Annotated in this window: 23 protein-coding genes; 9 read left to right on the forward strand and 14 right to left on the reverse strand. The window is 64.9% G+C overall.

All coding sequences use genetic code 11. From position 1 onward, the window contains the following. Positions 1-74: 74 nt before the first annotated feature. On the reverse strand, positions 75-2,330 hold the full coding sequence (locus ACKUUH_RS04450; RefSeq protein ID WP_407948659.1) for a molybdopterin cofactor-binding domain-containing protein: 2,256 nt from the start codon (positions 2,328-2,330) through the stop codon (positions 75-77). Positions 2,331-2,343: 13 nt separating this feature from the next. After that, positions 2,344-2,811 (reverse strand): (2Fe-2S)-binding protein, encoded by a 468-nt coding sequence (locus tag ACKUUH_RS04455; protein ID WP_407948660.1) that lies wholly within the window; start codon positions 2,809-2,811, stop codon positions 2,344-2,346. Positions 2,812-3,001: 190 nt separating this feature from the next. On the opposite strand from ACKUUH_RS04455, the gene ACKUUH_RS04460 reads away from it, so the two are divergent. Beyond that, entirely contained in the window at positions 3,002-3,538 is a 537-nt protein-coding gene (locus ACKUUH_RS04460; protein ID WP_407948661.1) for a superoxide dismutase family protein, read from the forward strand. A gap of 63 nt (positions 3,539-3,601) precedes the next feature. On the opposite strand, the gene ACKUUH_RS04465 is transcribed toward ACKUUH_RS04460, so the two are convergent. Continuing rightward, positions 3,602-4,351 (reverse strand): glutathione S-transferase, encoded by a 750-nt coding sequence (locus ACKUUH_RS04465; RefSeq protein WP_407948662.1) that lies wholly within the window; start codon positions 4,349-4,351, stop codon positions 3,602-3,604. Positions 4,352-4,590: 239 nt separating this feature from the next. Here ACKUUH_RS04465 and ACKUUH_RS04470 point away from each other — a divergent pair, with 239 nt between their 5' ends. Further along, complete coding sequence (locus tag ACKUUH_RS04470; RefSeq protein ID WP_407948663.1) at positions 4,591-4,923, forward strand: hypothetical protein; 333 nt, start codon at positions 4,591-4,593, stop codon at positions 4,921-4,923. Further along, the gene (locus tag ACKUUH_RS04475) at positions 4,920-5,252 is read left to right on the forward strand and encodes a ribbon-helix-helix protein, CopG family (RefSeq protein ID WP_407948664.1); all 333 of its coding nucleotides are present in this window, start codon (positions 4,920-4,922) and stop codon (positions 5,250-5,252) included. Before ACKUUH_RS04470 ends, ACKUUH_RS04475 begins: the two co-directional genes overlap by 4 nt. Positions 5,253-5,381: 129 nt before the next feature. Here the strand turns inward: ACKUUH_RS04475 and ACKUUH_RS04480 are convergent, their stop codons facing one another. Together ACKUUH_RS04480 and ahcY are read right to left on the reverse strand one after the other, a co-directional pair. After that, positions 5,382-7,979 carry an ATP-binding protein gene (locus ACKUUH_RS04480; protein ID WP_407948665.1) on the reverse strand — a complete coding sequence of 866 codons (2,598 nt, stop codon included), beginning with the start codon at positions 7,977-7,979 and terminating at the stop codon, positions 5,382-5,384. Positions 7,980-8,200: 221 nt separating this feature from the next. Continuing rightward, entirely contained in the window at positions 8,201-9,619 is a 1,419-nt protein-coding gene (gene ahcY / locus ACKUUH_RS04485) for an adenosylhomocysteinase (RefSeq protein ID WP_407948666.1), read from the reverse strand. Positions 9,620-10,018: 399 nt separating this feature from the next. Between ahcY and ACKUUH_RS04490 the strand changes: the two genes are divergently transcribed. Continuing rightward, on the forward strand, positions 10,019-10,339 hold the full coding sequence (locus ACKUUH_RS04490) for a helix-turn-helix domain-containing protein (protein ID WP_407948667.1): 321 nt from the start codon (positions 10,019-10,021) through the stop codon (positions 10,337-10,339). Between the two features lie 4 nt (positions 10,340-10,343). Here the strand turns inward: ACKUUH_RS04490 and ACKUUH_RS04495 are convergent, their stop codons facing one another. The 5 genes from ACKUUH_RS04495 to ACKUUH_RS04515 form a co-directional block, all read right to left on the reverse strand. Then, on the reverse strand, positions 10,344-10,640 hold the full coding sequence (locus ACKUUH_RS04495) for an HPr family phosphocarrier protein (protein ID WP_407948668.1): 297 nt from the start codon (positions 10,638-10,640) through the stop codon (positions 10,344-10,346). A gap of 3 nt (positions 10,641-10,643) precedes the next feature. Next, positions 10,644-11,051, reverse strand: coding sequence for a PTS sugar transporter subunit IIA (locus ACKUUH_RS04500; RefSeq protein WP_407948669.1), 408 nt, complete (start codon positions 11,049-11,051; stop codon positions 10,644-10,646). A gap of 208 nt (positions 11,052-11,259) precedes the next feature. Next, complete coding sequence (locus tag ACKUUH_RS04505) at positions 11,260-11,742, reverse strand: HPr kinase/phosphorylase (protein ID WP_407948670.1); 483 nt, start codon at positions 11,740-11,742, stop codon at positions 11,260-11,262. Between the two features lie 6 nt (positions 11,743-11,748). Then, positions 11,749-13,551 carry a sensor histidine kinase gene (locus ACKUUH_RS04510; protein WP_407948671.1) on the reverse strand — a complete coding sequence of 601 codons (1,803 nt, stop codon included), beginning with the start codon at positions 13,549-13,551 and terminating at the stop codon, positions 11,749-11,751. 98 nt (positions 13,552-13,649) lie between these two features. Next, on the reverse strand, positions 13,650-14,351 hold the full coding sequence (locus ACKUUH_RS04515; protein WP_407948672.1) for a response regulator transcription factor: 702 nt from the start codon (positions 14,349-14,351) through the stop codon (positions 13,650-13,652). 115 nt (positions 14,352-14,466) lie between these two features. Between ACKUUH_RS04515 and ACKUUH_RS04520 the strand changes: the two genes are divergently transcribed. The 3 genes from ACKUUH_RS04520 (at position 14,467) to ACKUUH_RS04530 (ending at position 19,484) form a co-directional block, all read left to right on the forward strand. Then, complete coding sequence (locus ACKUUH_RS04520; RefSeq protein ID WP_407948755.1) at positions 14,467-16,170, forward strand: M20 family peptidase; 1,704 nt, start codon at positions 14,467-14,469, stop codon at positions 16,168-16,170. 227 nt (positions 16,171-16,397) lie between these two features. Further along, positions 16,398-17,498 carry an anion permease gene (locus tag ACKUUH_RS04525; protein ID WP_407948673.1) on the forward strand — a complete coding sequence of 367 codons (1,101 nt, stop codon included), beginning with the start codon at positions 16,398-16,400 and terminating at the stop codon, positions 17,496-17,498. Between the two features lie 372 nt (positions 17,499-17,870). Beyond that, on the forward strand, positions 17,871-19,484 hold the full coding sequence (locus ACKUUH_RS04530; protein ID WP_407948674.1) for a phosphoenolpyruvate carboxykinase: 1,614 nt from the start codon (positions 17,871-17,873) through the stop codon (positions 19,482-19,484). Positions 19,485-19,546: 62 nt separating this feature from the next. On the opposite strand, the gene ACKUUH_RS04535 is transcribed toward ACKUUH_RS04530, so the two are convergent. Further along, positions 19,547-20,281: a helix-turn-helix transcriptional regulator gene (locus tag ACKUUH_RS04535; RefSeq protein WP_407948675.1), complete on the reverse strand. Its 735-nt coding sequence runs from the start codon at positions 20,279-20,281 to the stop codon at positions 19,547-19,549. A gap of 125 nt (positions 20,282-20,406) precedes the next feature. Here ACKUUH_RS04535 and ACKUUH_RS04540 point away from each other — a divergent pair, with 125 nt between their 5' ends. Further along, entirely contained in the window at positions 20,407-21,147 is a 741-nt protein-coding gene (locus ACKUUH_RS04540) for a glutathione S-transferase family protein (RefSeq protein ID WP_407948677.1), read from the forward strand. A gap of 57 nt (positions 21,148-21,204) precedes the next feature. Here the strand turns inward: ACKUUH_RS04540 and ACKUUH_RS04545 are convergent, their stop codons facing one another. The 3 genes from ACKUUH_RS04545 to polA form a co-directional block, all read right to left on the reverse strand. Then, entirely contained in the window at positions 21,205-21,501 is a 297-nt protein-coding gene (locus ACKUUH_RS04545; RefSeq protein ID WP_407948678.1) for a hypothetical protein, read from the reverse strand. Positions 21,502-21,603: 102 nt separating this feature from the next. Next, complete coding sequence (locus ACKUUH_RS04550) at positions 21,604-22,644, reverse strand: hypothetical protein (RefSeq protein ID WP_407948679.1); 1,041 nt, start codon at positions 22,642-22,644, stop codon at positions 21,604-21,606. Between the two features lie 17 nt (positions 22,645-22,661). Further along, positions 22,662-25,517, reverse strand: a complete 2,856-nt coding sequence (gene polA / locus ACKUUH_RS04555) for a DNA polymerase I (RefSeq protein ID WP_407948756.1) — start codon at positions 25,515-25,517, stop codon at positions 22,662-22,664. A 255-nt stretch (positions 25,518-25,772) separates the two neighbouring features. Here polA and ACKUUH_RS04560 point away from each other — a divergent pair, with 255 nt between their 5' ends. Then, positions 25,773-26,774, forward strand: a complete 1,002-nt coding sequence (locus tag ACKUUH_RS04560; RefSeq protein WP_407948680.1) for an ABC transporter ATP-binding protein — start codon at positions 25,773-25,775, stop codon at positions 26,772-26,774. Positions 26,775-26,785 lie beyond the last annotated feature (11 nt).

A 26,785-nucleotide genomic window follows, 5' to 3' on the forward strand; every position in this document is an offset into this window, starting at 1 on the left:
GTTAAATTCGGGATTGAAAATTAAACCGGACAGCAGTGGGTCAAGCCCGGGGGTAACACATTTTTTAAGGCCGCCTAGTCGGCGGCCTGGGCGAACTTATCCGATACCTGACTGAGGTCGTGCAGCTTGAAGGGAAGCTGGCGGATGCGGTTGCCCGTTGCGGCGAAGATCGCGTTCGAGACGGCGGCGGAGACGACGGGGGTTGCCGGTTCGCCGAGACCGCCGAGGGGCGCATCGCTGCCGACGAAATGGACGTCGATTGCCGGGCATTCCGACAGATGCAGCATCTCGTAGTCGGTGAAGTTCGTCTGTACGACGGCGCCGTCTTCGATGGCGATTTCGCCGTAAAGCGCGGCAGTGAGGCCATAGATGATGCCGGACTCGATCTGCTGCGCGGCGGTGTCGGGGTGGATGACGAGGCCGCAATCGACGGCGGCGGTGACGCGGTGGATGCGGGGCTGACCGTCCTCGATCGAGATTTCGGCGACTTCGGCGACGACGGTGCCGAAGCTTTCCTGCACGGCAAGGCCGTGATGACGGCCCTGCGGAAGGGCCCTGCCCCAGCCCGCCTTTTCGGCGGCGAGACGCAGCACGGCGGCGTGGCGCGGCTTGTCCCGCAGGAGCGCGAGGCGGTAGTCGAGCGGGTCTTTGCCCGCGCGATGCGCAAGCTCGTCGATGAAGCTTTCGGCAAAGAAAGTGTGCTGCGTATGGGCGACGGAGCGCCAGGGGCCGCGCGGAATATGCGTCGGCACCTCGGCATAGCGGATCGACTGGTTGGCGATACCGTAAGGAATGTGCGGCGCTTCTTCGGGATCGTCCTTGTAGACGTAGCGGTTTTCGTAAGCCGTGGGGTAGCCGTCCGCGCCGACGACCGCGCGGATGCGCGACGTGACGGCGGGGCGATAGGCGTCGTGCTGGATGTCGTTCTCGCGCGTGTAGACGAGCTTCACCGGCGCATCGACTTCCATCGCGATCTTCGCCGCCCAGTCGATCTCGCTCGGGAAATCGAAGAAGCCCTCGCGGAGCGGAATGCGGCGGCCGAAACCGCCGCCGAGCAGCATCGGATGGACGGTGACGTTGTCGAAATCGATGCCGGTGACATCGGCGAAGCGGGCGCGCGTGCCGAGCGGATCCTGCACGCCCACCCAGACATCGGCCTTGCCGTCGCGGATCCAGACGGTGCAGTTCATCGGCTCCATGCAGGCGTGCGCCAGATAGGGGACGCGGTATTCGGCGGCGACGATGTCGGCGCCCTCGGCGGCAAAGGCGGAGGCGGCATCGCCGACTTCCTTGTCTTCCTCGGTTTCGCCGGAGAGCGCCTCGGCCTGCGCGGCGAAGATCGTTTCGGAGGAGACGTTTGCCTTCTCGCCCGCGTCGAACTCGACCTCGAGGGCGAGGGCCGCTTCCTTGGCGCGCCAGTAATTGTCGGCAACGACGGCGACGCCCGCCGGGAACTCCACCACCTTCTTCACGCCGCGCCGCGAGAGAATTTCCGAGGCGTCGTAGGAGACGACCGTCGAACGGGAGACGGGGCCGAGATGCACGGCGGCATAGAGCATGCCGGGGATATGCGCATCGACGCCGTATTTCGCACTGCCGTCGACCTTGCCGGGAATGTCGAAGCGAGGGCGGGGCGTGCCGACGATCGTATAGTCCTTGCGGGACTTGAACTTCGGGTTCGCGGAAGGGGAATATTCGGCAGCTTCGGCGGCAAGCTCGCCATAGGTCGCGGTCTCGCCCTTCGGGCCCGTGACCGCGCTCATGGCGGCAGTGCAGTCCGACGGCGAACAATTCCAGCGCGCGGCGGCGGCCTTTATGAGCATTTCCTTCGCGGCGGCGCCGGTCACGCGCATGCCGTGCTGGCCGGTGTAGCGGACCGCCATGGAGCCGCCGGTGATCTGCATGTTCATGAATTTCGCCACCTTGTACCAGGCGGCGGCGTTGACGCCTTTCAGCATGGGAGGCACGCCCACGCCCGGCACGAAACGGTTGCCGAGCGACTCGTTGGCGAAGGCGGGTTCGGCGGGGGCCTGTTCGGCGCGCACCAGCGACCAGTCGGCGTCGAGTTCTTCGGCCGCCATCATGGCGAGCGCGGTGATCGTGCCCTGCCCCATGTCGGCATGGGGGACATAGACCGTCACCGTGTTGTCCGGTGCGATCTTGAGCCAGGCAGTGACGAAGCGTTCGCCCTCCCTGGCGGCGGCATTGTCCGCGAGCGTCCGGCGCGAGGGGCCGGAGGCGGCATAGCCGAGAATGAGCGCGCCGCCGGCGGCAGCGCCGCCCGCGATGAGGAACTGACGGCGGGTGGGTTTTCCGAGTTTCATGGCCATGATCGTTCCTCCCTCAAGCCGCTGACACGTCGCGGATCGCGGCGCGGATGCGCGGATAGGTGCCGCAGCGGCAGATATTCGTTATCGCGGCGTCGATGTCTTCATCCGTAGGCTGAGGGTTTTCCGCCAGCAGCGCGGAGACGGCCATCAGCATGCCGGACTGGCAATAGCCGCATTGGGGAACCTGTTTGGCGATCCAGGCGGCCTGGAGCGCGGAAAGCTCGCCCTCCTCCGCGCCGGAGGCGGCGGCAAGCCCCTCGATGGTGGTGATTTCGGCGCCGTTGGCCGCTTCCACGGGGGTCACGCAGGTGCGCGTCGCCACGCCGTCGATATGGACGGTGCAGGCGCCGCAGGCGGCGACGCCGCAGCCGAACTTCGTGCCGGTAAGGCCGAGTTCGTCGCGCAGCACCCAGAGAAGGGGCATCTCGGGCTCGACATCGAGCTCGTGAGGCTGGCCATTGACGGTGAGTTTGATGGACATGAGGCGACCTCTTCTGGCGTGAGGGCTGGCGGGTCATATGTGGACTGACCCAAAATAACATTTCGGTCAGTCAGTCGCCAGCCCCAAATTTCCGTTCACGGGTTCGTGAAGAGGCTGGCGGGCTTTTCCCCGGCCGGGAATGGGCTAGTTTCTCTCTGGTTCGCGACGTTTTTCAAAGGAGACCCTGCCCATGAAGCTGACCCTGATTGCCCCGCTCGCCGCGTCGCTCTTCGCGCTTGCCGCCCTGCCGGCGCTGGCCGAGGCGCCGCTCGCGACCGCCACCTTCAAGACGCAGGAAAGCGCCGATGCGGGGACCGCCGACCTTTCGGAGGGGCCGGAAGGCGTGGTCATCCGCGTGACCGCCTCGGGGCTGACACCGGGCTGGCATGCGATCCACTTCCACGAGACCGGCGACTGCTCGGACGAGGGCTACAAGAAGTCGGGCTCCCATGTGCAGCATGCCGCGAAGGAGCCGCACGGGCTGCTGAACCCCGAAGGGCCGGACGATGGCGACCTGCCGAACATCTATGCCGCGGAAGATGGCACGGTGAACGCGGAACTCTATTCCGACCGGGTGACGCTTTCGGAAGCCGAGGGCCGCGCGAACCTCATCGACGAGGACGGCTCGGCGCTCGTCATTCATGAAGGGCCGGACGACCATATGAGCCAGCCGATCGGCGGCGCGGGGGCGCGCGTCGCCTGCGCGGTGATCGAGAAGGTGGAGTAACATCCCCCCACCCGGGAAATCCGCTGTTGCGAATTTCCCGGCCTCCCCGCGAGGGGGAGGCGGTTAGCCGTCCAGCTCCCTGTAGTGGCGGAAGATGCCGCTTTCGTTGAAGGGCTGGCGGCGCTCGCTTTTCAGATAAGCGGCGATCCGCGGGCGTTCGCGCGTTGCGGCATGAAGCGCGGCGACGAGCGGACGCTTGCGGAGGTGGCGCGCCGCCGCTTTGGGGAAGGCATAGAGAAGACCGTCGACCGTGTGGAAGAGCGAGAGGTCGGCATAGGTGAGCGAGTTGCCGACGAGACGGGGCTTTGCTTCGCTCGCGCCGTTTGCCTCAAGCACCGCCTCGAACCAGTCGAGAAATTTCGGGATACGGGCGCCGCGAAATTCCTTCGCGCGGCGGGCGGCTTCCTTTTTCTGATCCTCGTAGTAAAGGCCGACGCCTACCGGGTGATGCACGTCATGCGCTTCGGCGACGAAGTCCGAGATGGTGAGCTCGATCTGATGCGTCCAGAGCGCGGCGCTTTCAGATTTCGGCGCGAGGCCGAGCCGCGGGCCGAGATAAAAGAGGATCGCCGCAACCTGGCCGACGACGAGGCGCCCGTCGCGCAGGAAAGGCGGCGCGAAGGACGGGTGCTTCGTGCCCTCGCCTTCCAGGAGCGCCAGCATCTCGTCCATGCCGCCCTCGCGTTCGCGGACGACATCGACATAGGGCGCGCCCGCCTCCTCCAGCGCGAGGCGGACATATTCGCCCCGGCCGGGAATGCCCGGCCAGTAGAAAAGTTCGTAAGGCTTCCGGCGGGTGGGCTTTGCGGGCATGGGCGGCCTCCTTTGTCAGCGATCCAGCCTCCATCCGGGCAGCGGAAAGGGCAAGGATTCCAGGGTTTTACGGATTTTGCGCATTTTCGGATTGATTGATGATGATATTTTGATTATTTAATGCTGCGAAGGCGATGAGGCGTGCCGGTTCTCAGGCCGCTCCGCCTCGAAGAGGACGAGACATGACAGACGAACAGACATTTCAAATCACAGGGGCGCAGAGGCGCCGGGAGGACGTGGTGAGCCGATACCAGGTCGATGTGGGGGAGGAGTTTCCTCTCTCGGAAAAGGAAAAGCGCGCGTGCTCGCGCCATGAGGGGCCTTGCGAAGGCGGGTGGGACGCCCATGAGTGGCATGGACGCGAATGGCATGGACATGAATGGCGGGGCGGGTTTCGCGCGCCGCGGCTTCTGGTGCTGTTTGCGGCGATCGCGGTTGGCGTTGCGCTGATCTCGACGGCGGCGAGCTATCCGCTGGCGACGCTCGCCGTTGCGGCTATCGCGCTGCTTTTCGCGGGCGGGTACTTCCGTGGCGGCCATCGCCGCACGCATGGCCGGAGGGACGCGGCATGAGCAGCTTCAAGGAAGAGACGCCGGAGACCGGCGCCGATGCGGGCGAGAGCGAGGAGCGGCGCGGACGGCGCGGCCATCGCCACGGACGGCGGCACAAGCGGCATGGCGGCGAGGATCGCGACACGACGCGCGTGCAGCTCGAACTACCGCCACAGGCGATGGAGCGGCTGCAGCAATTGAAAGAGAAGACGGAAGCCGCGTCCTATGCGGAAGTGATCCGCAACGCACTCCGGCTCTACGAGGCGCTGATCCAGGAAGCCGAACGCGGCGCCGAATTCCAGGTGAAGGAGCCGGACGGGACGGCGGTGCCTTACAGAGTGTTTTTGTAGGGCTTTTCGCACGTCTCAAAATGTCATTGCCGGACTTGATCCGGCAATCCAGAACGGCATGCGCGGAACTCGCGACCCCTGGACCCCCGGGTCAAGCCCGAGGGTGACGAATTGTTTTAGAAAAGAAAATCAGCCCGCTTCCACCCTTGTCGGTGCGGGGGTTGTGGCGATGCCTGTGGCCGGCGGGGCGGCGCGGACGGGGAGGTGGCAGGTGACGCGGGTGCCGACATCGGGCGCGCTTTCAAGCGTCACCCAGCCGCCATGCAGCTCCACGAAGGAACGCACGAGGCTGAGACCGAGGCCCGCGCCCCGGCGGCGATCCGAACCGCCATGCGCCTCGAAGCGGTCGAAGACATTGCCCTGGAATTCCGGCTTGATGCCGATGCCCGTATCCTCGACATAGAGTTCGACCGAGCTTTCATGCCGCGCGGCGCCGACGATGATGGTGTCGCCGGGGCTCGTGAAGGCGAGCGAATTCGAAAGCAGGTTGATCATGATCTGCTTGATGCGCTTTTCGTCGGCGCGCACCGTGCCGATGTCCTTCGGGCATTCGACCCTGAGGACAACCTTGTTCTTCTGCGCGGGACGCTGCGCAAATTCCTCGGTCGCGTAGATGACTTCGGACAGTTCGACATCCGAGAGGTCGAGCGTCATGGCGCCCGCTTCGATGACGGCAAGATCGAGAATGTCGTTCACGACGTCGATCAGCGTTTCGGAACTTTCGAGAATGCCCTGCATGTATTCGTGCTGGCGCGGATTGAGCGTGCCGAACATTTCGGCTTCGAGGATTTCGCCGAAGCCGAGGATGTTGGTGAGCGGTGTGCGGAGCTGGTAGGAGACGTGGCTGATGAATTCGGACTTGAGGCGGTCGGCCGTTTCGAGCGCGTCGTTGCGGTCGCGCAGCGCCTGCTCCATCTGCGTCGAATCCGTCACGTCGACATAGGTCATGAGCGTCGCGCCGTCGGGCAGCGGCACCATGGCATAGTCGACGACTGTACTGTCCGGCCGCAGGAGCCGGCCCGTCTGCGGCGTGCGCATACCCGACATGCCGGTGACGCCGTTCCTCAGCGCTTCCCATTCGCGCTCGTCTGCCATGAGCGGGCGGCAAAGCTCGATCAGTTCGTTCACATGCGGCTCGCCGCCAAGCTTGTCCGCGTCGAGCCCCCAGATGTTGAGGAAGGCGGGATTGAAGAGCTTCAACCGCCCGTCCGAACCGAAGACCGCCACACCTTCATAGAGATGGTCGATGGTCTCGCGCTGGACGCGGGCAAGCGTGTTGTAGGAGCTTTCGAGATTGAGCCGCTCGGTGACGTTTTCATAAAGGTAGATGACGCCGCCGAAGGGATGGGCCTGCGCGAGCACCTTGACGGTGCGGCCATCCGGCAGGTGCCAGAATTCCTCGAGCGGCTCGGTCGAGGTGTAGATTTCCATGCGGCTCTGCTTCCAGGCCTGGAAGTTCGCCTGTTCGGGCAGGCGGCGGCGCGCGCGCAACTCATCGAGAATTTCGTTGTCGGAGGGACCGCCGTCGAGCCATTGCGGGTCGAGGCCCCAGAGCGTTTCGTAGGCGCGATTGTGGAAGGTGAGACGCTTGTCCGGACCGCAGATCGCGACCGCCGTCGTCACGCGGTCGAGCGTCGCGGCATGGCTTTCGATGTGGCGGCGAAGCTCGGCTTCCGCCTCGTCGAGATCCGACACGTCGACGGCGATGCCGGCAACGCCATCGGAGAGACGCTGCTCGATGATGTCGAGCGCGTGGCGTTCGCCCGCCATGATGGCGTGGCTGCGCTCGCGGGCGCGCGAGCGGTCGAAGAGCGTGCGGCGAAGCGTGGCCAGGGTTTCCTCGCCGAGAAGTTCGAGGCCGCGCGTCACGGCATCGTCCGGCGAGGCGGCGTCGACGGCGCGGGCGTAGGCCGCGTTCACCCAGACGAGATTGCCCTCGCCGTCGCGGCGCCAGGCGGCGAAGGGGGCCTGCATGAGATGTTCCTCGAAGCGGCCGCGGCTGTACTCGGCCTGGCGGAGGCGCTCCTTGAGGCGCGACACCTCTGCGCGCTCGCCGGTCACGTCGCGCAGCCAGAGCACCGCGAGCGCGCCAGCGGGGCGGCCTTCCGCCTCGAAGGTGCGTCCGTCCGTCGACTGAACATGAAGCGAGAAGCGCGCGCCGCGCGTGCGCAAGCGCTGCACCGCCGTGTTGAGGCGGCCGGCATTTTCCGGCTCGAGCCGGGTCAGCAGGTAGTTGAAGTCAAGATCGCCCGAGGAAGGATCCACCAGCGTCGCCGTAGAGCCGACGATGCGGGGACGGGCCTGAAAGGTGCCGGGCGCGGCGCGCAAGCTCTCCGGCGTCCAGATGAAGACGGCGTCAGGCTCGGCGGCGAGGATCGATTCCGCGGCGTCGAGGCGGGCTTCGAGGGTGGAGAGGCTCGCCTCGCGATCGAGCGCGATGCGGCGGGCGGCGCGGGCGGCGCGAATCCCGGTGATGGCGGCGAGGATGCCGGCGAAGGCGAGGCCGGCAGCAATGGCAAAGGAGGTGGCGACGGCGGGCTCGGCGGCGGCTTCGGAGGGCAACCCCAGCACGGCGAGCGTTTCCATCAGCCCCTTGGGGACGGGCGCCTGTGCGGCGGCGACGGCCGAGGTGGCGGCAAAGGGAAAGGAAGCCGCCAGCAGCGCCGGGACAAGCCTTGCCCCACGCCGCACGACATCACGCTTCCGGCTCTTTGCCGACTTCAACACACGACAACCCCTTCCGTCTTGCGCCCTTTCCATCGTCATGGGCGAGCGCAAATCACCGGACCCCGGCGGATACTACACCACGAGGGACTCGGAGGTGAAATATCAGGGTTCGAGAAAATGCGGTGAAAGGGCACCGGCCCGCCGCAAACGAAAAGCCCGGCGTTTCCGCCGGGCTTGTGGTTTTGCCGGCACGCCTTGCGTGCGGCCGAAAGGGCCGGACCTCAGTAGCGGTAGGTCTCGGGCTTGAAGGGGCCTTCGGCGGCGACGCCGATATAGTCGGCCTGCTTCTTGTTCAGCTTTTCGAGCTTCACGCCGATCTTTTCGAGGTGGAGGCGCGCGACCTTCTCGTCGAGCTCCTTCTTCAGGACGTAGACCTTCTTCTCGTATTCATCCGGCTTGGTCCAGAGTTCTATCTGGGCGAGCGTCTGGTTGGTGAAGGAGGCCGACATGACGAAGCTCGGATGGCCCGTGCCGCAGCCGAGATTCACGAGACGGCCCTCGGCGAGCAGGATGATGCGCTTGCCGTCCTGGAACTCGATCTCGTCGACCTGCGGCTTCACATTGTGCCACTTGAGATTGCGCAGACCGCCGATCTGGATCTCGCTGTCGAAGTGGCCGATGTTGCAGACGATGGCGCGGTGCTTCATTTTCCGCATGTGATCGACGGTGATGACGTCGACATTGCCGGTCGTCGTGACGAAGATATCGCCGCGGGGCGCCGCTTCGTCCATGGTCGTCACTTCATAGCCTTCCATCGCGGCCTGGAGCGCGCAGATGGGGTCGATCTCGGTGACGATGACGCGGCAGCCCGCCTGACGGAGCGAAGCGGCGGAGCCCTTGCCCACATCGCCGAAGCCCGCGACGACGCCGACCTTGCCCGACATCATGACGTCGGTGGCGCGGCGGATGCCGTCCACCAGCGATTCACGGCAGCCATAGAGATTGTCGAATTTCGACTTCGTGACGCTGTCGTTGACGTTGATTGCCGGCCAGAGCAGCGTGCCCTTCTTCTGCATCTCGTAGAGACGGTGGACGCCCGTGGTGGTTTCTTCGGTGACGCCGCGCACGCTTTTGGCGATCTGGTTGTAGAAGCCCGGCTTGTGCTTCAGGCGGCGCTTGATGGCGGCGAAGAGGATTTCCTCTTCTTCATTGCCCGGCGTTTCGAGGAAGGCCACGTCGCCATCCTCGGCGCGCTTGCCGAGATGGATGAGGAGGGTCGCGTCGCCGCCGTCGTCGAGGATCATGTTGGGCGCGCCGCCATCGGACCATTCGAAAATGCGGTGGGTGTATTCCCAGTAGTCTTCGAGGCTTTCGCCCTTGATCGCGAAGACGGGAATGCCGCGCGCGGCAATGGCGGCAGCGGCGTGATCCTGCGTCGAATAGATGTTGCAGGACGCCCAGCGGATGTCGGCGCCCAGCTCGGCAAGCGTCTCGATCAGCACGGCGGTCTGGATGGTCATGTGAAGCGAACCGGCGATGCGGGCGCCCTTCAGCGGCTTCTTCGAGCCGAATTCCTCGCGGGTCGCCATGAGGCCCGGCATTTCGGTCTCGGCGATGTCGAGTTCCTTGCGGCCCCAGTCGGCGAGATTGATGTCCTTGATGGCGTAATCGTGGGTATCGGCTTTTGCGGCTTGGCTCATGAGGCTGTCGCGCTCCTTTTGAATTCGGCGGTGCGTCCGGTCACCGGTCCGGCGGCCCTTAACGGGGCCCGCGGGCCGACGCGCAAGCGAGTGCTGCGCCAGCGGGGACCGGCGTCGTGATGGGGCCTTATAACAAGGCAAGGCCGGGGGAGCAAGACGACATAAAGAAATGTTTATATGTTTTTACGGCGGGGATATTTCGACCAGCCGGCCGAACTGCGGGGTGCGGACGGGACGTTTCTCGCGACGAGCGTGCAGACAGTTTATTTCAAGGAATAGGCGGCTGTTTCACGACACAGGCCGGTTGACTGCGGTTGACACTCATAACATATATGTTATGTTTCTCATGGGGTGGGCGGTCAAATTCGCAGGGAAGCCCGTGGAGCGGGAGTACGTGGAATGAACCGGAAGAAGGAACTGATCGACTTCGACGACGTTGCCGAGCGGGCTCTGAGAAATCCGGAGGTCATGGCTGGTTATGTCCGCGCGCGGGCGATGCGGCTGGCAGCCGACGCCGTCCGGAAAGTCCGCCAGACAAAAAAACTCAGCCAGGCGGAGGTCGCTCACGCGATGGGCAAACCGCAATCGCTTGTGGCACGGATAGAAGGCGCGCGGACCAACGCGACGGTGGAAACGCTTTACGAGATCGCGGAGGCGACGGGCACGGAACTCGTCATCTCATTCAAGAAGAGCAAGACAAGCGATAAGCGGAAAGACTAAAGGGTCAATCGCGTTCGCCGAAGCCGTCGGCCACGAGGGCGGAGAGGGCCTCAAGGGCGGCTTCCGCATCCGGGCCGTCCGTTTCGATGCGGATGCAGCAGCCGGGCGCGGCGGCGAGCATCATCAGGCCCATGATCGAGGTGCCGGGGACCGTCTGCCCTTCGCGGGAGACGGAAATGCCGGCATCGAACTTCTCGGCAAGCTGCACGAATTTCGCTGAGGCCCGGGCGTGAAGACCGCGATTGTTGACGATCTCGACTTCGCGGACATGAAGGCCCGGTTTTGTTTCGGCAGATGCCAATTTTCAGGCCCCGTCGCCCGCGAGCACGCGGCTCGCAATCGAGATGTATTTGCGGCCCGACTCCTGCGCCTGATCGACGGCGTCGCTCAGGCTCGCGCTGTCGCGGACGCTCGCAAGCTTGATCAGCATGGGGAGGTTCACACCCGCGATCACCTCCACCTTCGCCTTGTCCATGACGGAGATGGCCAGGTTCGAAGGCGTGCCGCCGAACATGTCGGTCAGCAGGATGACACCGTCGCCCGAATCCGAAGCGGCAACCGCCTTCAGGATGTCCTTGCGGCGCTGCTCCATGTCGTCGTCAGGGCCGATGCTGATCGACGCGACCTGGGCCTGAGGGCCGACGACGTGCTCCATCGCCGCGACGAACTGACTGGCCAACTGGCCGTGCGTTACGAGTACCAAACCGATCATCAACAGCCCTCAATGCCGCATTGGAGCGGGAACGCGCCACCCGGCGCCAGCTCACCGCTTTTCGCCCCCGCGAAGGGGCGTATCGTGACCCCAATCGCGCGCATATGACAAGTGTTGCGATGCAACAATCGGCACGAAGCGGGGCCGAACGCCTCCTAAAAAGGCAGAAGGCTCGGGCGCAGGGGCCAAAACGGCCATTCGCCGCGCTCTAACCGCCGCCAAGGCGGCCGTCCGGTCCCGGAAAACCGTTATCGGGCAGCGTTTCGAGGGCAAGCCGGAGCTTCGCCGGGGCGGTGCCATCGAAGGCGTGGAGAGCGAGGAGCGGCAAGCGCCGGCCCAAAATTTCCTCGAAGCGCGGCTCGGGGAGACGCGGCACCTCCTCGCGGGGCACGAGATCGGCAATCAGGACGAGCGGCGCCTGCGCCGCGCCGGGCATGGCGACGAGGCCGAGGCCGCGGAGTTCCAGCAGGCCCGCAAGGAGGGCCGGCGCGCGGGCGATAACGGCCTCCGCCTCCAGATGGAGCGCCACCTGATCGTCGGCGACGAGGCGCGTTTCGCCGCTCGCATCCTCGCGGATGAGGCGGAAGGCGAGATCGGACTTGCCCGCACCCGAGGGGCCGCGCAGCAAGACCGCGCGCGTGCCGCAGGCGATGCAGGTGCCGTGCATGTAGAGAGGTTTCCCGTCCGGCATCTCGCGCTACTCCGCCTCGGGAAGTTCGACGGTGAAGCAAGCGCCCAGAACCTCTCCATCCTTCATGCGGTTGCTCGCGCGGATCGTGCCGCCATGCGCGGCGACGATCTGGCGGGAGATCGCAAGGCCAAGACCCGAATGCTCGCCGAAACTGTCGGGCCGGTCGGTATGGAAGCGGTCGAAGATGCGCTCGAAATTGCCGGTCGCGATGCCCGGGCCTTCGTCCTCGACGCGGATGACGACAAGGCCCGGTTCGCGCGAGGCGGAAACGCGTACGGTACCGCCGCGGGGGCTGAAGGAGAGCGCGTTGTCGATCAGGTTGCGCACGACCTGGCCGAGCCTGTTGTCGAAGCCCTTCACAACCATGCCCTCGCGGCCCGGCGCGCCGGGATCGATGTCGAGTGTCACGCGGGCCGAGCCCGCGACGCCTGTCTCGTTGAAGAGGTCGCAGACCGTTTCGAGCAGGGTTGCGACATTCACGTCCTCAAGCTCGCTGCGCGACAGTTCGGCATCGAGGCGGGACGCATTCGAGATATCGGAAATCAGACGGTCGATGCGGCGCACATCGTCCTGGATGATCGCCATGAGGCGGTCCTTCTGGCTCTCGTCCCGGGCCAGACGGAATGTCTCGATGGCGCTGCGGAGCGAGGTCAGCGGATTCTTGATCTCGTGAGCGACATCGGCGGCGAAGCTCTCGATCGCGTCGATGCGGTTGTAGAGCGCGTTCGTCATGTCGCGCAGCGCGCCCGACAGTTCACCGATCTCGTCGCGGCGGCCCGTGAAATCGGGGATCTGCGCGCGCGCATTCTTGCCGCGCCGCACGATCTCGGCGGCCTGCGCGAGACGGCGCACGGGCTCGGCGATGGTGCCCGCGAGAAGAACGGAAAGCAGGATCGTGACGCCGAGCGCGACGAGAAAGACCTGCAGGATCGCGATGCGTTCGGCACGGACGATGCGGTCGATGTCGCCGCCGCGCGTCGAAAGCATCAGGGCGCCCAGCACCGCGCGGTAACGCTGGATCGGCACGGCGACGGAGACAATGAGCTCGCCGCGATCGTTCACGCGTTCCTTGCTCGAGGCGGTGCCGGAAAGGGCGGCGGCCACTTCCTCGTACATGGTGCCGTTCTGGCTGCCCGCCTCGCGGAAGCGTTCGAGGTCGCGGCCCGGCAGCACGCTCAGGCCCCATTGCAGAATCCTGTCGACGACACTGCCCTCGTCCGCACCTTCGGGCGGCGGCAGTTCGAAGGCGACGATCTGGCCCGACGCGCTCAACTGGCGCGAATCGAGAACGAGCCAGCCTTCCTTGCCGTAGAGCCGCGCGCGGGTGCGCGTCGGCAGGACGAGGCGGCGCAGGATCGGCGCGGCGGTTTCCGGATTGATGGGGATGTCTTCGTTGATGACGGCGTCGGATGTGTCGCCGGGCGGCGGCGCCAGGATCACGCCCGCGGCAAGGGGATCGATGACGGTGGCGCCGGGCGCGGCCGTCGCGCCTTGCGCAATCGCGCCCGCGATGATCTCGGCCTGGGTGAGCAGGCTCTGGCGGCGAGCATCGATCAGGCCTTCGCGGAACTGATTGAGATAGAGAATGCCCGAGAGCAGCACGAAGAGCGCCGCTACGTTGAAGGCGACGATCCGGCGCGTGAGGCTTGAAAAGCGGCCACGCGCGAGGAAGCCGCGAAAATTCGCGAAATGACGCGAAAGAAAAGCGAGGACGCGCGGCGCAAGCCCCGGCGCGCCGGAAGCGGCGCGCGAGAACGCGACATCTCCGGCCGCGTTGTCGCGGATCTCCTCCTCGGTGAGGCTCGCCATGTCTTTTCTGCCGGCTCGCGCCAGGATCTTTCCTCCAGAGCCCTTCAACGCTTCAGAGAAAGATGAAGGGCTCCAAGTTGTCGGCAAGGCCGCGGGCCTCAGGCGTCGCGGTACCTGTAGCCGACGCCGTAGAGCGTCTCGATCGCATCGAAATTGTCGTCGACTTCCTTGAACTTCTTGCGGAGCCGCTTGATGTGGCTGTCGATGGTGCGGTCGTCGACATAGACCTGATCGTCATAGGCGGCATCCATCAGCGAGTCGCGGCTCTTCACATAGCCCGGCCGCTGCGCAAGCGCCTGAAGGATCAGGAATTCGGTGACGGTGAGAACGACCTGCTTGCCGTCCCAGGTGCAGGTGTGGCGCTCGGGGTCGAGCAGGAGCTTGCCGCGCTCCATCACCTGGTTCACCGCGCTCTCGGCGGCGGCACCCTCGGCCTTCGGCGCGACGCGGCGCAGCACCGCCTTCACGCGCTCGACCAGCAGGCGCTGCGAGAAAGGCTTACGGATGTAATCGTCCGCGCCCATCTTGAGGCCGAACAGCTCGTCGATCTCGTCGTCCTTCGAGGTGAGGAAGATGACCGGCAAGTCCGACTTCTGGCGCAGACGGCGCAGCAGTTCCATGCCGTCCATGCGCGGCATCTTGATGTCGAAGACGGCAACGTCCGGCGGATTGGCCGCGAGCCCCGCAAGGGCGGCGGCGCCGTCCGTGTAGGTCTGCACATGATAGCCCTCGGATTCGAGCGCGATGCTCACCGAGGTCAGGATATTCCGGTCGTCGTCGACCAGAGCAATGGTCGGCATTGGCCCCCGTTCCTTCTCAGCCTGGCCCCTTTGGCCGGTCTGGCCGTTCTGATGCTGCTCGTTCCGGACCTCTTGCATGACATACCCCGCTCTCAGAACGCCGCCCAGCGTGGCGATGAGGCTTAGGGTCGCTTTTGGCCCAAAATGTGGCGGCAGTATAAGCACTTGGGAGGAGCGGCGCCACGGGGACGAGCATATTCGCGGCTATTCCTCAAAGAGCGAGGCGACGTGCCGGTTTGACAGGGCCGGCGGGGAGCGCCAAAGAGAGGGAAAGGCTGCCCACACGGGCGGCGGCCGCACACAAGAGACATCGGGGGAGAGACTATCCATGCTGAAGCGCATTCTGACCGGAGCGGGCGCCCTTTTCGCGCTTCTCGCCGCCATCGTGGCCGGGCGCACACTGATGGTGCCGGCGATGGAGCTCGCACAGGCGGGCGCCGCCGGCAGCATCGACGCGGAGGGCGCCGCGCAGCATCTGGCCGAAGCCGTGCGCTTCCCGACGATCTCGTTTCAGCGTGGCGCGGACGAGGCCGATATCGCGCGCTCGGCGCAGGCCTTCGAGGACTTCCGCAACTGGATGGACGCGACTTATCCCGCTTTCCGGCAAGCGACCCGCCGCGAAATCATTGGCGGCGCCACTCTCTTTTATACATGGGAGGGAACGGACGCCTCTCTCGATCCCGTCCTTCTCATGTCGCATATCGACGTCGTGCCGATTGCTCCCGGTACGGAAGAAAAGTGGGAGCAGCCGCCTTTCGGGGGCACGATCGCGGATGGCTATGTCTGGGGACGCGGCACGATCGACAACAAGGGCTCGCTGGTCGCCATGGTGGAGGCGGCCGAGATGCTGGCCGCCGAAGGTTTCCGCCCGAAACGCACCATCCTCTTCGCCTTCGGGCATGACGAGGAAATCGGCGGCGGCACGGGCAACAAGGCGCTGTCGGAGCTGCTGCAATCGCGCGGCGTGCGGCTTCACTGGGTTAAGGACGAGGGCGGCGTGGTTGGCGAAGGGCTGCTGCCCGGCGTCAAGGCGCCGGTCGCGATGATCGGCGTGGCGGAGAAGGGCTCGATCTCGCTCGATATCGTCGCCTATTCGAAAGGCGGACATTCATCGATGCCCTCGCCCGCCGCGCAGACGGCAATCGGCCGGCTTGCCCGTGCGCTGGAGCGGATCGGGAATACGCCGTTCGAAAGCAAGGTCGATGGCGCGACGCGCGGCATGATCGAGAATCTCGCACCCGCCGTGCCGTTCCTGCAGCGCATGGTCTATGCCAATCTCTGGCTCTTCGAACCGGTGGTGCGCGGCGTCATGGAAAAGAGCGCTTCCAGCGCGGCGCAGCTCCACACCACCATCGCCCCCACCATCATCGGCGGCGGCAACAAGGAAAACGTGCTTCCGCCGGAAGCGCGCGCGGTGGTCAATTTCCGCATCCATCCGCGCGATACGGCGGACGGCGTGATCGCGCATGTGCGCGAGGCGATCGACGATCCGGAAGTCACCATCGAGCCGCTTGAGGGCATCCGCGAGGCTTCGACCGTTTCGAATGTCGAGGGCGACGGCTACACGCTCCTTACCCGTGTGATCGGCGAGAGCTTCCCCGGCGTCATTTCCGCGCCTTATCTCGTGGTCGGCGGCACGGATTCTCGTCATTATCTTCCGATCACGGATAATGTGTTCCGCTTCATTCCGATCCGCATGGGCCCGGACGACATGGCCCGCTTCCACGGCACGAATGAGCGGGTGTCGGTGGCCAATATGGGCGAGGCCGTTTCCTTCTATGTGCGGCTGATGAAGACGATGAACGAGCGGGAAGAGTAGGGTTCCGGCAACACCCAGCTCACAACCGGTCACAAGCGCGTGAGAGACAGGCTCTCGCGCTTGCGTGCCGGCACAGCAAGCTTCTATGCAAGACGGACATCGGCGAGGCATGCCGGTGTTCGTCGAATTCGGCTGCGTGCCAGCCCCATGGAAGCCCGCTTCATGACCACCGCTCCGCAAATCCGTTTCGCCCACAGTCCCCGATCCAACACGGGCGGGGACGGACGATGAGCGGCGCGGACATATTCCTGCTCGCGGCGGTGCTTGCGGTTGCCTATGCGAACGGCGCCAATGACAGCTTCAAGGGCGTTGCCACGCTTTATGGCGGCGGTGCCGCGAGCTACCGGACGGCGCTCGCATGGGGCATCGGAACGACGCTCGCGGGATCGCTCCTCGCTGCCGTCCTTGCGGAAGGTTTGATCAAGGCTTTCAGCGGCGCCGGTCTCGTCCCCGCCGACGTGCTTGCCGATCCTGCCTTCATTACCGCTGTGGCGCTGGGCGCCGCGCTGACCGTTTTCGCGGCCGCGCTGACGGGCATTCCGATTTCGACCACGCATGCATTGACCGGCGCGCTGGCCGGGGCGGGGCTCCTGGCGGCGGGGCGCGAGCTCAATCTGCAGGCGCTGGGCGCGGCATTCTTTCTGCCGCTGGCGCTGAGCCCGCTTCTTGCGACGATGCTTGTGGCGACGCTCTATCCTGCGTTTCGCCGGCTCACCGCGCGGTTCGGCCTGACGCAGACCAGTTGCATCTGCATCGGCACGATGCAGACCGTGAGCGTGAGCGAGGGCGCCATGGTGCTCCGCCAACAGGTCGCGTTCGCGGGCGAAACGGCGGATTGTCCGCCAGCATCGCCCGACGCATTCTGGAAATTCGACATCGCACCGATCCTGCGCCGGGTGCATTTCGTCAGCGCGGGCGCCGTGAGCTTTGCGCGGGGGGTGAACGACACACCCAAGATCGTCGGCATCGCGCTTGCCGCGCATGCATTCGACCTCGAGACGAGCCTGATCGCCATAGCGCTCGTTATGGCGCTTGGCGGTCTCCTCCATTCAGGCAGGATTGCGCGCACGATGTCGACCCGCATCCTGCCGTTCAACGAGGCGGAGGGGACGCTCGCCAATCTCGTAACGAGCGGGCTCGTGATTTCCGCCTCGACTTTCGGGCTGCCGGTTTCCACGACGCATGTGTCGGTCGGAGGGTTGTTCGGCCTCGGCGCCGCCAAGGGCAAGATGCATTGGGGCGTGGCGGGGGGCATCGCGCTCTCCTGGCTGTTGACGCTTCCGGTCGCCCTGGCGGCCTCGGCGCTCGTCTATTTTCTCATCGGCTGAGGCAACGCCGGAACGGCGGAACCGGCGCCTCCATGCGTTAACCCTGCCCCTTTTCCGCACATTTCAGCCCTTTTGTGAGGCAGCGGGGACGCATCGCCGCATCGGTTGCAAGTCTTTTGCAAAGCGGTTGCGCCCTTCGGGGCCGGGAACTATGTTGACGCCGATTTTCCGAGGCGCCCGCGGGCCCGTCCGACAAGGACGTGGCCCCGCTTTTGCTTCGTTTCAGGCGAGGTTTCGCCACCGGCCAGCTCGATCCTGCGGGAAAGACGCGACCGTGATAAAGTTCGGCCCCGGCCGCGCAAGGCCCCGGGGCGGCGTCGACAACAGGATAAAGGCCCCCTTAGCGGGCCAAAAGACCACGAGGAGAGCAGCGTGAAACAGACCGGGCCCTACATCAGCAAACATGGCGCCGAGACAAGCGGCTTCAAGAATCTCGCAGCGACGCACTGGAACTACCGTCCGGCGGCGCTCTACGAGGAAGCGATCCGCCGGGGCGAGGGCCATGTCGCCGCCAACGGGCCTCTCATCGTGAAAACCGGCGTCCATACCGGCCGCTCCGCCAAAGACAAGTTCATCGTTCGCGACGCCTCCACGGAAAAGACCGTCTGGTGGGACAACAACAAGTCGATGACGACGGAAGCCTTCGATCTTCTCCATGCCGACATGCTCAAACACGCGGAAGGCAAGGAACTCTTCATCCAGGATCTCTTCGGCGGCGCCGACCAGACCCATCGCCTCGCGACCCGCGTCTATTCGGAATACGCCTGGCACTCGCTCTTCATCCAGAACCTCCTGATCGAGCCGAAGCCGGAAGAACTCGACGACTTCCTGCCCGAATTCACGATCATCGACCTGCCGAGCTTCGAAGCCGACCCCGAGAAATACGGCGTGCGCACCGGCACCGTGATCGCCTGCAACTTCGCCAAGCGCATCGTGCTCATCGGCGGCACCTCCTATGCCGGCGAAATCAAGAAATCCGTCTTCTCCATGCTCAACTACGACCTGCCGCCCAAGCGCGTCATGCCGATGCACTGCTCGGCGAATGTGGGCGACGAAGGCGACACGGCAATCTTCTTCGGCCTTTCGGGCACCGGCAAGACGACGCTTTCGGCGGTTGCGACGCGCACGCTGATCGGCGACGACGAGCATGGCTGGTCGGAAAACGGCGTCTTCAACTTCGAAGGCGGCTGCTATGCCAAGATGATCAAGCTCTCGGCCGAAGCCGAACCGGAAATCTACGCGACGACGCAGCGCTTCGGCACCGTGCTCGAAAACGTGGTGATGGACGCGGACACGCGCCTGCTCGACCTCGACAGCGCGGCGCTGGCGGAAAATTCGCGCGGCGCCTATCCGCTGTCCTTCATTCCGAATGCAAGCCCGACAGGCCGCGCGCCGCACCCCAAGAACATCATCATGCTGACGGCGGACGCCTTCTCGGTGCTGCCGCCCGTGGCGCGGCTCACGCCCTCCCAGGCGATGTATCACTTCCTGTCCGGCTACACCGCGAAAGTGGCCGGCACGGAAAAGGGCGTGACGGAACCGGAAGCGACCTTCTCGACCTGCTTCGGCGCTCCCTTCATGTCGCGCCACCCGACCGAATACGGCAACCTGCTGCGCGCCCTCATTGCCGAGCACAAGGTGTCGTGCTGGCTCGTCAACACGGGCTGGACCGGTGGCGTCTACGGCACGGGCTCGCGCATGCCGATCAAGGCGACGCGCGCGCTGCTCGCCGCCGCGCTCGACGGGTCGCTCAACAATGTCGAATTCCGCACCGATCCGAATTTCGGCTTCGAAGTTCCGGTGAGCGTGCCGGGCGTCGACAGTTCGATCCTGAACCCGCGCGATACCTGGGCCGACAAGGCCGCCTATGACCTGCAGGCGCAGAAGCTCGTCGGCATGTTCATCGAGAACTTCGCAAAGTTCGAGGCACATGTGGACCCGGACGTGCGCGCCGCCGCGCCGGCCGCCGCCCGCGCCGCCGAATAAGCGAACGCTTCAGACGAAACGGAAAAGCCCGGACGGAAACGTCCGGGCTTTTTCGTTGGCCGTTACTTTGCGGCGACGCCCGGCATGCGGTCGCGCGCATCGGCGTAGCAGCCCTCGCCGGGGCGTGCGAGGAAATCCTCCATCATCTTTCCCCTTTCGTCCTTGAAGACCTCCTCCGTCACCTTCAGCGCGCGGATGCGCTCGATGCGGAAGGTGCGGAAATCGCCACGCATCTCGCACCAGGCGGCAAGCATCCAGTAGGGACCGAAAAAGGCGAGGCCGAGCGGGCGCAAGTTCCGCTGCGTGCGCTCGCCGGTCAACGCCTCGTAGTCAACCGCGAGCTTGCGGCGCTCGCGGATGGCGCGGCGGACGGGCGTCAGATGCGTGCTGTAGCCGTCGCCGGGTTTCGTGCGGCCGGGCGCGACGGTGAGGCGCGTCGTCTCGGCGATGCGGCCGAGCCTGTCGGGCAGCACCGCCCTGATCTTCGAGACGGCGGCGTCTGCCGCGCCGGTGAAGGCGGCATCGCCCCAGGCGCGGACCATACGCGCGCCGAAGACCAGCGCCTCGATCTCGTCTTCCGTGAACATGAGCGGCGGCAGCTCGTAGCCGGAGCGCATCATGTAGCCGAGGCCCGCTTCGCCCTCGACGGGCACACGGCTCGCCTGCAGATCGGCGATGTCGCGATAGATGGTGCGGACGGAAACTTCGAGCCTGGCGGCAAGCTCCTGGGCGGTGACGACGCGCTTGGCGCGGCGAAGATATTCGACGATGTCGAAGAGGCGATTGGCGCGGCGCATCTGGCTTCCCTTTCCTGTTTCCCCTTCGGGGCCTCTCGTCGTGGCGACGGGCCGCGAGACTGCTGACGGCACGCTGTCAGTAGCATGTCAGTATAAGGGAAAACGATCAATAAGGGAGAGCTGCCATGATCCGCCTTTATATTTTTCCCGCGAGCCTGAAAGGCACGCCCAATCCGAGCCAGTTCTGCGCGAAACTCGAAACGGCACTGCGCCTGGCGGGCGTGCCGCACGAGGTCTGCTACGAGATGGACCCCTCGAACGGACCCAAGGGGAAGCTCCCCTTCATCGAAATGGAGGGGGAGCGGATCGGCGATTCGACGCTGATCCTCTATCGCCTGAAGGACAAGCTCGGCGTCGATCTCGACCGCGGGCTCGACGAGACGGAGAAGGCGCAATCGCACATGATCCAGCGTCTGGTGGAGGAGCGGCTCTATTGGGCAATCGCCCATAGCCGCTGGGCGGACGAGGCGAACTGGCCGGCCGTGAGGCGCGCGCTGTTTGGCGGCATGCGCTTTCCGCTTTCGGTGATCGTGCCGCGCAGCGCAAGAAAGGGCGTACGCGCGACGCTGCATGCGCAAGGCATCGGGCGGCACAACGCCGAGGAAATCTACGCTCTCGGCGCCAGAGACCTTTCGGCGCTCTCGATCCTGCTCGGCGAGAAGGACTTCTTCTTTGGCGACAAGCCGACGCTTGCCGATGTCTCGGTCTTTGCATGCCTTATCAACATCGTCGGGCCGGACCTGACAAGCCCGCTGAAGGAAGCGGCGCTCGGCCACGACAACCTCGTGCGGCACACGGAGCGGATGGGCGAACTTCGTGCCGCGAAGCGCCAGCGGCGGAAGATCGAGTTGACGCTCGCCGCCTGACGGCAAAAGGCCCGGAAGGAAGCTTCCGGGCCTTTGTCCGCCGCCGCCGTGGCAACGCTATTTTTTCTTGCTCTGGTTGTGACTATCGCCCGCATGCGTGCCGGTCCATGAGGGCGGATCGGAGGCGGGGTAACTCTCGTCGAGCGTTTCGTCGACGCACTCTTCTTCGGCCGCACGCTTTTTTGCGGCTTCGTCGGCCTTGCGCTCGGCGCGTTTTGCATCCGCTTCCGGCGAGGCTTCTCCGCTCGTCCATGCAGGCGGATCGCTGGAGGGGAAAGATTCTTTTTCGGCTTCCGTCACCTTGTCGTCGCGGCGGGCCTGCTTTTCTCCGCTTGCGCTCTTGTTCTCGGGCATGGCTTCTACCTCTCCTATGCAGGAAGGAAACGGCTCAATCTCCGTAACGTTCCTCAACATATGGGTCCGCGCCCGCTTCGCGGCAATGCCGCGAGGCAGAGGTCAGGAAATCAGCGCTTCCAGCGCGATGTTGACGACGCTGCCGCCGAACCAGGAACCGAGAGGGATCGCCGTATAAAGGATCAGGCGGCCCGCCGTCTGCAGATCGAGCGGCCATTCGCGTACATGCTCCAGGCGCGTTTCGAGCGCCGGGAGCATCGCCGCTGCCTCACGCGCCGCCTCACCGCCACCATGCAGTGCCTTTTCATGATTGCGGATCTGACCCCGAAGCTTGCCCAGGTCGCGTTGCTTCGCGCGGTGGATGACGCCGTGAGCGCGCAACATCGGGCGGGAGAAGGTGAAGAAGGCGGCGGCGAGCGTGAGAATGAGAGCGGGGACGGTAACGCCCGCCGCATCCTGCCCGACGAGAAGGAGAGCGAGGATTCCGCTGACGACGAACCAGGGCAGTGCACCGCGGAGCGCAACGCGACCGAAGGCATCGAGCCGCGAAATATCCGACAAATCCGGCTCAAGGCCCTTCACTGCGTCGGCAAAGAGGCCTGTATCGCCGCGCAGAAAATAAACACGCCGCAGAAGCTGCACGCCGAGCAGGGACACCATGAGCATCATCCAGACATCGACCGGATTTTCGAACGCCGCCCAACCCAGCCGCCAGGCGCCAAGCACGGCCACCGCGTAAAGAATGCCGCCCAGGAAAAGACCCGCGAGGCCCGCCAGCCGCGAATGCGCAAGCTCGCGCGGCGTGACGCCACGCGCGTAATGGTCGACCTTCTCCGTTGTGATGCGCGGCACGAGGTCCGCCAGCGAGCGCGCATCGCGCAGATTGGCAATCGCGGTGTAGCGGCCAATACCGATGATCGCGAACCAGAAGAGCGCCAGCGCCAGCGCCGCCCAGGCGTCGCGAGAGAGCGATACATCGTCGCCGCGCACAACGACGATTTTGCCGCCGGAGAGAAAGGCGGTGAGGAGATAGCTTGCGAAGAAAAGAGCGGCAATGACGGAGCCCGTGAAAAACGGACTTACCGGAACCGCATCCGCGAGCGCGTTTTCCCAACTCTTCTTCCGCTCCTCCACCCCGTCCATGCCCCGGCTTCCTCTCCCTAGTGCGCTTCGTCCCAGTTTTTCGCGGCGCGCGCCTCGACGTCGAGCGGCACGGTGAGCGCGAGTGCGGGCGCGGCCGCAGACGACATCACGCCCGAGACGGTCTCGCAAGTTTTCGCCGCTTCCTTTTCGGGCACTTCGAAAATCAATTCGTCATGCACCTGCAGGAGCATGCGCGCCGAGAGTTTCGCGTCTGCAAGGGCGCGTGGCATGCGGATCATGGCGCGGCGGATGATGTCCGCCGCCGAACCCTGGATCGGCGCGTTGATGGCGGCGCGCTCCATGAAGCTCTTCTCGGCCGGGTTCTTCGAATTGATCGCGGGCAGGTGGATGCGGCGTCCGAAGATCGTTTCGACATAACCGTTCTTGTGGGCGAAGTCCTTCGTATCGTCCATATAGGCGCGGATGCCGGGGAAACGCTTGAAATAGCGCTCGATATATTCGCCCGCCTCGCCGCGCGAAATGCCGAGCTGGTTCGCGAGGCCGAAGGCGGAGATGCCATAGATGATGCCGAAATTGATCGCCTTGGCGCGGCGGCGAACACTCGGGTCCATGCCTTCGATAGGCGTGTTGAACATCTCCGAGGCCGTCATCGCGTGAATGTCGAGCCCTTCTGCGAAAGCCTTTTTCAGCGCCTCGATATCCGCGATATGGGCAAGGAGCCGAAGCTCGATCTGGCTGTAATCGGCAGAGATGAGGAGGTTGCCCTTTTCGGCGATGAATGCCGTTCTGATCTTGCGGCCGTCCTCGGTGCGGACGGGGATGTTCTGAAGGTTGGGCTCGGTCGAGGCGAGGCGACCCGTCGACGTTGCGGCGAGGGAATAAGACGTGTGGACGCGGCCCGTTTCCGGATTGATGTATTCGGGGAGTGCATCGGTGTAGGTGCTCTTGAGCTTCGACAGGCCGCGCCAGTCGAGCACACGCTGCGGCAGGTCATGGCCCTGCGCGGCCAGCATTTCGAGCGTGTCGGCATCGGTCGACCAGGCGCCCGTCTTCGTCTTGCGGCCGCCTTCGAGACCCTGCCTGTCGAAGAGGATTTCACCGAGCTGCTTGGGCGAGCCGATGTTGAAGCGTTCGCCCGCGAGCTCGTAGATATCCTCCTCATATTCGGCCATCTTCTGCGCGAAGCCGGAGGAGAGGCGCGCGAGGACCGCCTTGTCGACCTTCACGCCCGCACGCTCCATTTCGACGAGCACGGTGACAAGCGGACGCTCCAGCATCTCGTAGACGCCGACACGCCGCTCCGCGACGAGACGCGGCTTCAATATGTGCCAGAGACGGAGCGTGACGTCGGCATCTTCCGCCGCATAGGCCGTGGCGCGGTCCACCGGCACCTGATCGAAGGTGATCTGCGTCTTGCCCTTGCCCGCGACCTCCGAAAAAGCAATCGGCTTGTGACCGAGATGAAGCTCGGAGAGTTCGTCCATGCCGTGGCCGTGAACGCCCGCGTCGAGCGCATAGGACATGAGCATGGTGTCGTCGAGCCCGCGAAGCTCGATGCCGTGCTGGCGGAAGACGATCATGTCGAATTTGAGGTTCTGGCCGATCTTGAGGATGGACTTGTCCTCGAGGAGCGGCTTCAGCACCTTCAGTGCATCGCCGAGCGGGATCTGCGGCTGACCTTCCGCGTCGCCGAAATCGAGCCCGCCACCCGCGCCATGTTGCAACGGTATGTAGCAGGCCTCGCCCGGCACGAGCGCCATCGAGACGCCGACAAGCCGCGCGCGCATGGGGAAGAGACTGTCCGTTTCGGTGTCGACGGCAAGAAAGCCCTGCTCGTATGCGCGCGCGATCCATTCCTCCAGATCGGGAAGCGCCGTCACCGCCACGTAGTTTGCCTTGGCGAAATCGGCGTCGATGCCCTTTGGCATGGCGCCCGGCGTGCCGCCGCGCCCGGTGCGGGAAACGGTTTGCTTCTGTGCCGCCTCCGCCGCTTCGAGCGCGGCATCGGGGTCCGCCGGCGGATGTGCGCCGGTCGCCTGGATCGCATCGACGTCTATGTTGAAACGCTCGCCGACGCGGCGCGTCAGCGTGCTGAATTCCATGTCCTTGAAAAAGCCGATCAGCGTTTCGGGGTCGGGATCGCGAACGCCCATCGTTTCCAGCGGCTCCTCGATGGGCACGTCATTGTCGAGTTCGACAAGCCTTCGCGAGATGCGGGCCTGTTCGGCGAATTCGATCAGGTTCTCGCGGCGCTTGTTCTGCTTGATCTCCGAAGCACGCGACAACAGCGTTTCGAGATCGCCATATTCCTCGATGAGCTGCGCGGCCGTCTTGATGCCGATGCCGGGAACGCCCGGCACATTGTCCGTGCTGTCGCCCGCGAGCGCCTGAACCTCGACGACTTTTTCCGGCGGCACGCCGAATTTCTCGATCACCTGTTCGCGCGCGATCGTCTTCAGCTTCATCGTGTCGAGCATGTCGACGCGATCGTTCACGAGCTGCATCAGATCCTTGTCGGAGGAAACGATGGTGACGCGCGCGCCCGCCTCGGCCGCAAGCCGGGCATAGGTGGCGATGAGGTCGTCCGCCTCGAAGCCCATCTTTTCGATGCAGGGAACGCCGAAAGCACGGGTCGCATCGCGCACCAGCGCGAATTGCGGACGCAGATCCTCCGGCGGCTCGACGCGGTTCGCCTTGTATTCGGGATAGATGTCGTTGCGGAAAGTCCTGGAGGAAGCATCGAAGATGACGGCGAGATGGGTCGGCTCGAACTCGTCCTTCGTATCCTCGATAAGCTTGTAGAGCATGTTGCAGAAGCCGGCGACGGCGCCGACGGGCATCCCGTCGGACTTGCGCGTCAGGGGCGGCAGCGCGTGATAGGCGCGGAAAATGTAGCCGGAACCGTCGACCAGAAAGAGATGGTCGCCCTTGCCGACGGGCCGCGCGGGTGTTTCGTTTTTCCCGGCCTTCGCCGCGGGTTTTGCCGCCGATTCCTTCTTTTGCGCCTTGCCGCTTGCCACGCGCCTCGCCTTTCTTATCTATGGGGGGTCTTCTATATTGCCTTCCCGCGCGCCTCGCGGGCCGCCACTATAGCGCGTCCCGCGCCCGAGTAAGAACCCTCCCCGCGCCCCGACGATTTCTCGCGCCCAAACGAAAAGAGCCTGCCCATGGCCCATACGCTGTCCGACGACGAAAACGTCTATGTTTCCCGTGTACCCGGCGAACCGGCACCCGGCAGCGCGCAGGCCTGCGCCATCGAAGCGCGGGGCTTGCGAAAGGTCTACAAGGCGAGCGGCAGCCAGCCGGCCAAGGAAGCGCTGAAGGGGATCGATCTTGCCATTCCGCGCGGCTCGATCTTTGCGCTGCTCGGGCCGAACGGCGCGGGCAAATCGACTTTCATCAACATTCTCGCAGGCCTGGTGCTGAAGACGTCCGGTTCCGCCTCGATCTGGGGCTTCGACATCGACGTCAATCCGCGTCAGGCGCGCGCCTCGATCGGCGTTGTACCGCAGGAACTCAATATCGACCCCTTCTTCACACCCGCTGAGGTGATGGAGATGCAGGCGGGGCTCTACGGCGTGCCGAAGCGCGAGCGGCGCACCATGGAAATCCTGAAGGCCATGGGGCTCGACGACAAGGCGGATGCCTATGCCCGCACACTTTCAGGGGGTATGCGGCGACGGCTCCTCGTCGCCAAGGCCATGGTTCACAACCCGCCGGTGCTCATTCTCGATGAACCGACAGCAGGCGTCGACATCGAACTCAGGCGCCAGCTCTGGGACTATGTGAAGGGGCTTCACGCGCGGGGCACGACCATCGTGCTGACGACGCATTACCTCGAAGAGGCCGAAGCGCTGTGCGACACGATCGCCATCATCGACAAGGGGCAAGTCGTCTGCTGCGAACCGAAGGAGCAGCTCCTCGCGCGCATCAGCGACAAGCGGCTGATCGTGCGGCCTGCCTCCCCCGCCGCTGCGCTGCCCGCGGCGCTTGCCGGCATGAAAGCGGAGCTGCGGCCCGACGGCGCCATTTCCGTTCAGTACAATCCGGCGGAAACGAGCGCCATGGCGATTCTCGGCGCGCTGAGCGCGGAAGGCATGGAAATCCGCGACATCTCGACGGAGGAGTCCGACCTCGAAGACGTGTTCATGCAGCTCACGTCGCACTGATTTTCGTTTGC

The organism is Parvibaculum sp. (assembly GCF_045863935.1).
Lineage (GTDB): Bacteria > Pseudomonadota > Alphaproteobacteria > Parvibaculales > Parvibaculaceae > Parvibaculum.

What these genes read in the sequence shown, in the direction of transcription:
- ACKUUH_RS04465 (WP_407948662.1), bottom strand. Translation starts at nt 4,351, where the DNA reads ATGCCCGCAAAGCCCACCCGCCGGAAGCCTTACGAACTTTTCTACTGG.
- ACKUUH_RS04550 (WP_407948679.1), bottom strand. Translation starts at nt 22,644, where the DNA reads ATGGACGGGGTGGAGGAGCGGAAGAAGAGTTGGGAAAACGCGCTCGCG.
- ACKUUH_RS04525 (WP_407948673.1), top strand. Translation starts at nt 16,398, where the DNA reads ATGAGCGGCGCGGACATATTCCTGCTCGCGGCGGTGCTTGCGGTTGCC.
- ACKUUH_RS04500 (WP_407948669.1), bottom strand. Translation starts at nt 11,051, where the DNA reads ATGATCGGTTTGGTACTCGTAACGCACGGCCAGTTGGCCAGTCAGTTC.
- ACKUUH_RS04505 (WP_407948670.1), bottom strand. Translation starts at nt 11,742, where the DNA reads ATGCCGGACGGGAAACCTCTCTACATGCACGGCACCTGCATCGCCTGC.
- ACKUUH_RS04560 (WP_407948680.1), top strand. Translation starts at nt 25,773, where the DNA reads ATGGCCCATACGCTGTCCGACGACGAAAACGTCTATGTTTCCCGTGTA.
- ACKUUH_RS04450 (WP_407948659.1), bottom strand. Translation starts at nt 2,330, where the DNA reads ATGGCCATGAAACTCGGAAAACCCACCCGCCGTCAGTTCCTCATCGCG.
- ACKUUH_RS04545 (WP_407948678.1), bottom strand. Translation starts at nt 21,501, where the DNA reads ATGCCCGAGAACAAGAGCGCAAGCGGAGAAAAGCAGGCCCGCCGCGAC.
- ACKUUH_RS04455 (WP_407948660.1), bottom strand. Translation starts at nt 2,811, where the DNA reads ATGTCCATCAAACTCACCGTCAATGGCCAGCCTCACGAGCTCGATGTC.
- ACKUUH_RS04490 (WP_407948667.1), top strand. Translation starts at nt 10,019, where the DNA reads ATGAACCGGAAGAAGGAACTGATCGACTTCGACGACGTTGCCGAGCGG.
- ACKUUH_RS04540 (WP_407948677.1), top strand. Translation starts at nt 20,407, where the DNA reads ATGATCCGCCTTTATATTTTTCCCGCGAGCCTGAAAGGCACGCCCAAT.
- ACKUUH_RS04535 (WP_407948675.1), bottom strand. Translation starts at nt 20,281, where the DNA reads ATGCGCCGCGCCAATCGCCTCTTCGACATCGTCGAATATCTTCGCCGC.
- ACKUUH_RS04510 (WP_407948671.1), bottom strand. Translation starts at nt 13,551, where the DNA reads ATGGCGAGCCTCACCGAGGAGGAGATCCGCGACAACGCGGCCGGAGAT.
- ACKUUH_RS04515 (WP_407948672.1), bottom strand. Translation starts at nt 14,351, where the DNA reads ATGCCGACCATTGCTCTGGTCGACGACGACCGGAATATCCTGACCTCG.
- ACKUUH_RS04475 (WP_407948664.1), top strand. Translation starts at nt 4,920, where the DNA reads ATGAGCAGCTTCAAGGAAGAGACGCCGGAGACCGGCGCCGATGCGGGC.
- ACKUUH_RS04520 (WP_407948755.1), top strand. Translation starts at nt 14,467, where the DNA reads ATGAGGCTTAGGGTCGCTTTTGGCCCAAAATGTGGCGGCAGTATAAGC.
- ahcY (WP_407948666.1), bottom strand. Translation starts at nt 9,619, where the DNA reads ATGAGCCAAGCCGCAAAAGCCGATACCCACGATTACGCCATCAAGGAC.
- ACKUUH_RS04460 (WP_407948661.1), top strand. Translation starts at nt 3,002, where the DNA reads ATGAAGCTGACCCTGATTGCCCCGCTCGCCGCGTCGCTCTTCGCGCTT.